The 4,937-nt window shown below is 73.5% G+C and carries 5 protein-coding genes; 4 read left to right on the top strand and 1 reads right to left on the bottom strand.

Features of this window, described 5'->3' with window-relative positions; genetic code table 11:
* On the bottom strand, positions 1 to 848 hold an 848-nt coding region (locus ACFU53_RS46575; protein WP_384006325.1), incomplete at its 3' end, for a prephenate dehydrogenase/arogenate dehydrogenase family protein.
* A gap of 78 nt (positions 849 to 926) precedes the next feature.
* On the opposite strand from ACFU53_RS46575, the gene ACFU53_RS46570 reads away from it, so the two are divergent.
* The 4 genes from ACFU53_RS46570 to ACFU53_RS46555 all read left to right on the top strand — a co-directional run.
* Complete coding sequence (locus ACFU53_RS46570) at positions 927 to 1,271, top strand: chorismate mutase family protein (RefSeq protein ID WP_384006323.1); 345 nt, start codon at positions 927 to 929, stop codon at positions 1,269 to 1,271.
* The gene (locus ACFU53_RS46565) at positions 1,268 to 2,185 is read left to right on the top strand and encodes a N5-glutamine methyltransferase family protein (protein WP_384006322.1); all 918 of its coding nucleotides are present in this window, start codon (positions 1,268 to 1,270) and stop codon (positions 2,183 to 2,185) included. The genes ACFU53_RS46570 and ACFU53_RS46565 overlap by 4 nt, the downstream gene beginning before the upstream one ends.
* A 184-nt stretch (positions 2,186 to 2,369) precedes the next feature.
* Positions 2,370 to 3,200 carry a BTAD domain-containing putative transcriptional regulator gene (locus ACFU53_RS46560; protein WP_384006320.1) on the top strand — a complete coding sequence of 277 codons (831 nt, stop codon included), beginning with the start codon at positions 2,370 to 2,372 and terminating at the stop codon, positions 3,198 to 3,200.
* Positions 3,201 to 3,793: 593 nt separating this feature from the next.
* A partial coding sequence (locus ACFU53_RS46555) for a thiamine pyrophosphate-dependent dehydrogenase E1 component subunit alpha (protein ID WP_384006318.1) occupies positions 3,794 to 4,937 on the top strand: 1,144 nt, incomplete at its 3' end.

The raw sequence follows: 4,937 nt of genomic DNA, 5'->3' as shown, positions 1-4,937 counted from the left end.
AACGACTCGGCGCAGGCGCCGGCCAGTTCCGCCCGGTGCCGCTCACCGAGAAGGCAGCGCAGCTCCTCCAGGAGGGCCGCGAAGTCCTGCTCGCCGCCGGCCGCCGCCCGCCCCACCCGCTCCAGGCCCCGGCCCACCGCCTGCCGGGCGGCCCCGGCGTGCGGGTTGCCCGCCTGGACGTCGAAGTACACCTCCGGGGTGCCGGAGGCGATCCGGGCGAGCAGCTGGAGCAGGGTGCGGTGCGGCGGCGGCGCGGTCTCGCACAGCACCGCCACGTTTGCGCCGAGCTCGCCCAGAGCGAGGCCGAAGGCGAGGACGGCGGCGTGCGTGGCGGCCTGCTGCGCGGCGGTGAGCACGTCGTGCTCCTGCGCCGTCATCTCCACCACCCGGGCCCCCCACCCGGCGACCAGCGCCAGCAACGCCCGCACGGCCGGCCCGTCGGTGACGGTGGCCGCCGCCACCGGGCGGCCCGGCAGCCCCAGCGACGGCGCGAACATCGGGTTGAGGCCGACCGCCTGCGTCCCCGGCGCCCGCTCCCGCAGACACCCGGCGATGCGGGCCTTCACCGACAGCGTGTCCGCGAACAGCGCGTCCGCCCGCATCAGCGCCGTCACGGGGCCGACCGCCTCCAGCGCCACCGGCTCCGGCACGGCCAGCAGCACCAGGTCCGCCGCCGACAGAGCCTTCGCCGCCTTTGGGCCCGGGGCACGGATGTCACCGGCGACGGTGCCCGGCCCCCCGGCCGCCGGGTCGACGCAGACGACCTCGGCGCCCGACCTCAGCAGCCAGCCGGTGAACATCGAGCCCACCTCGCCGGTGCCGCCCGCCACCACACAGCGCCCGAACACCCTTCCTCCCCGCCCCGTCATCCCGCCCACCGCCACCACCACCGCAGGCCGCCGCCATCACCCGACTGAGGATTCGTCATGCCACTACGCACCGGACCACTCAACGCGACCGAGGACCTGCCCGCGCTGCGCGGCCGGCTCGACACCGTCGACGCCGCCCTGCTCGAGGCGGTGCGCGAGCGCCTGGAGATCTGCCTGCGCATCGGGGAGTACAAACGCGTGCACGGCGTGCCGATGATGCAGCCGCACCGGGTCGCCGCCGTGCACCACCGGGCCGCGCGGTACGCACGCGAGCACGGCATCGAGCCCGCGTTCCTGCGCAGCCTGTACGACACGCTCATCGCCGAGACGTGCCGCCTGGAGGACGAGTGGATCGCCGCCGGCGGCGCGGGCGCCGGCGAGCCGGGACGGAGGGCCTCGTGACGGCCGCCGGCCCGGACACCCACGCCGGCCCGGCGGCCCACGCCGGCCCGGACACCCTCGCCGCCGCCCTGGAAGGCGCCGTCACCCGCTTCGTCGCGGCGGGCATCGAGCAGGCCGCGGCACGCGCCGACGCCCGGCTCCTGGCGGCCCACGCCGCCCGGGTGAGCCCGCACGACCTGGACGGGCACCTGCACGGCCCGGTGCCGGCCGGCTTCTGGCCGTACGTGGAGCGGCGCGCCGCCCGCGAGCCGGCCGAACGCATCGTGGGCCACGCCTGGTTCATGGGACACCGCTTCGAGCTGGCGCCCGGCGTCTTCGTACCCAAACCCGAGACCGCCGAGATCATCGAGGACGCAATAAACAGACTGCACACCATGATTAAACAGGGCAACCGGTCTCCTTTGGTGATCGACCTCTGCGCCGGACCGGGCACCATGGCGGTCACCATCGCCCGCCGCGTGCCACGCGCCCGGGTCTTCGGGATCGAGCTCTCGCAGGCCGCTGCGCGCCTGGCCGCACGCAACGCCCGCGGCACCGCCGCCAGGATCGTCCAGGGGGACGCGAAGGACGCCTTCCCCGAGTTCGGCGCCGCCGCCGACCTGGTCGTCACCAACCCCCCCTACCTCCCCATCGGACTGCGCACCAGCTCCCCCGAGGTCCTCGGCTACGACCCTCCGCTCGCCCTGTGGGCAGGCCAGGGCGGCCTCCGGATGATCAGGGCGATGGAACGGACCGCGAGCCGGCTGCTGCGCCCCGGCGGTGTGCTGCTGCTCGAGCACGGCCGCTACCAGCTCGACTCCGTGCCCCGGCTGTTCGCGGGGACGGGGCACTGGGACAGTGCGCGCTCGCGGCCCACCCTGCACGACGGCTGCCTGACCGCCGTGCGGGCCGGGCCGCCGGGCCGCGGGATCTGAACGGGTGCCCCGGTGCGGTCGCTGGCTCATGAGGAACGAGACTACACGGTCGGCATTGACAAACCGACTGTGCTGTTTTTTTATTCATTGTCGAGTCAGACGCCGCGACACGCTCCCTTGGCGGTGCGCAAGCGGTGATCACGCACGCGCTGACCTGCATGCAGCGACCAATCGGGGAGAAACCATGGACATCGAAGTACTGGGCGGGCTGTCGGTGCGCGAGCACAACATCTCGATCACACCGACCGCCCCCAAACCGCGCCAGGTCCTGGCTCTTCTCTCGCTCCACGCCGACCACGTGGTGCCCGTGTCCACGCTCATGGAGGAGCTGTGGGACGACCGCCCGCCGCGCAGCGCCCGCACCACACTGCAGACCTACATCCTGCAGCTGCGCGAACTCATCGGACAGGCACTGGCCAGAGACGGCCAGGAGACGGCCACCGCCAAGGACGTCCTGGTCACCCTGCCGGGCGGCTACCGGCTGCAGACCCGCGGCGGCAGCGTCGACTTCCACGAGTTCGAACGGCGGGCGGGCGCCGGGTACCGGGCCATGGACGCCGAGGACTACGCCGGCGCCGCCAAGCGGCTGCGCGACGCGCTGTCCCTGTGGAGGGGGGCCGCGCTCGCCGACGTCCAGGCCGGCAGCCGCATCACCCTGGAGGCCAGGCGGCTGGAGGAGACCCGGCTGTGCGCGCTCGACCAGCGGATCGAGGCCGACCTGCGGCTCGGCCACCACCGCGAGCTGCTGTCCGAACTGACCGTGCTGGTCAACCAGTACCGGATGCACGAGAGCCTGCACGGCCAGTTCATGCTCGCGCTGCACCGCTCGGGCCGCCGCGGGGAGGCCCTCACCGTCTACCAGCGCCTGCGCGCCACCCTCGTACGGGAGCTGGGCCTGGAGCCGTCGACGGCTCTGGGCAGGCTCCAGCGGTCCATCCTCATGGCCCACCCCGAGGCCCCCCTGCCGCCCGCCCCCGAGATGGCCGGCCCCCGCCCCGCCGCCCGGGTGGGCTGAGACGGCTCTGCAAGGGGGCGCCCCCGCGCACCGTTCCTGTGGACCGAGCGGGAGTGAGTCCGCTCAGCCGCGCGCCCCGAACGGTCCTGGGCGAGCTGGTCCCCGGCGCACCCGACCCCGGGGCGGCGACACGCATCCTGTGCGTGGTCCGGGCCCGGGAGGCCCCCGCGGCCGGAGGCCGCTGATGGACACGGGCCCTGCACGACCCGGCCGGATGGGTATGGCCAGAGGCGACGGGGAGGCCCTGCACCATCACACCGGTGAAACACCGGGCCCCGCACGCTGACGCCGTACCCCGCGTCCCAGATCGCAGATCGCACGATCACGCCAACCCGAACGGCCCAGGGCAGCGCAAGCCCGGAAGCCGACCATCACGCGACCGAGCTGATCCGACCCCATGCGCACTCCTTGGCGAGCAGCTACCGACCCCCTTCCCTCCCGCGGCAACGGACATCACTCCCGGGAGGGAAGGGGTCACTCTTTTTCCGTAGCCGCTTGCGCCGAACTCACTCCCGCGAGGTATCAACGGCCGCCCGCGAATTGGCTATCGCAGGCGATGCTCCAAACCCGGGCGGCACGGCACGATTTCATCCGTGAAGAACCCGACGAAGGAATCCCAGCCTTCGGGGATACCTGCCGAACGGCGGGCCGACTTCCTCGAACTGATGCTGCTCTCCCGTGAATGCGACCGAAGATCGGGCATCGTGCTGCGCCAGGGAGAAGCCTGGTTCCACATTTCCTCCGCGGGCCACGAGGCCCTGGCCGCCCTCTGTGAGCTGCTGGGACCCGAAGACCTCATCTTCCCGCACTACCGCGACCGCACCCTGCTGCTGTCCCGCGGAATGGACCCGGAAGCACAGGCCCGCGACCTCATGGCAAAAGCGGACTCACATTCCGCCGGGCGCAATATGAGCGCCCACTTCGGCCACCGTCCAGGAAATGTGTTCTCCGTCGCCAGCCCCACCGGAAGCCAGTGCCTGCCGGCCGCCGGCGCCGCCTGGGCCGCGCAATTACGCGGCCGTGACACGGCCGTCGTCTGCTCCATCGGCGACGCCTCCACCCGCCAGGGCGAGTTCTTCGAGGCCGTCGCCTTCGCGGTGGAGCGGCACCTGCCCGTCCTCTTCCTCGTCTCCGACAACGGCTACGGCATCTCCACACCGACCGCGCACCTGACGCCGCACGCACTGGGCCTGCTGCCCGAGTCCCGGACCACAACCGTCGACGGCGCCGACCCCGACGCCGTGTACACCGCCGCGGCGAAGGCCCTGCGCACCGTGCGCGGCGGCGAGGGACCCGTCGTGCTGTGGTGCGGCCTGGACCGCCTCGACGCGCACACCTCCTCCGACGACCACCGCGTCTACCGCAGCGCCGAGGACCTCGCCGCCATGCGCGACCCGGTGGACACCTTCGCCGCACGGCTGCTCGCCGAGGGCACCGTCGACGAGACCTGGCTGCGCCGCACGCGCGCCCGCCACGCCGACGAGGTCGAGGCCGTCTACGACCGCGTCGCGCGGGAGAGCGCCGCCGACCCGAAACACATCATGGAGCACCTGTTCGCGCCGGCCGGCGAAACGGCCGGCCGGCGAGCGCACGACGCGCCCGGCGAGCCGCTCACCGAGCCGTGCGGGGGGGCCATGGTCGCCGCCGGCAACCGGGCCCTGGCCACCCGGCGGGCCCGCCACCGCGAACACGTCCAGTTCGGCGGGGACCTCGACGACCCCAAGGGCGGGGGCGTCG

It is taken from the genome of Streptomyces sp. NPDC057474 (assembly GCF_042802555.1).
GTDB lineage: Bacteria > Actinomycetota > Actinomycetes > Streptomycetales > Streptomycetaceae > Streptomyces.
The sequence above is the reverse complement of the archived record's forward strand: the minus strand, read 5'-3'. Positions and strand labels throughout refer to the sequence as shown.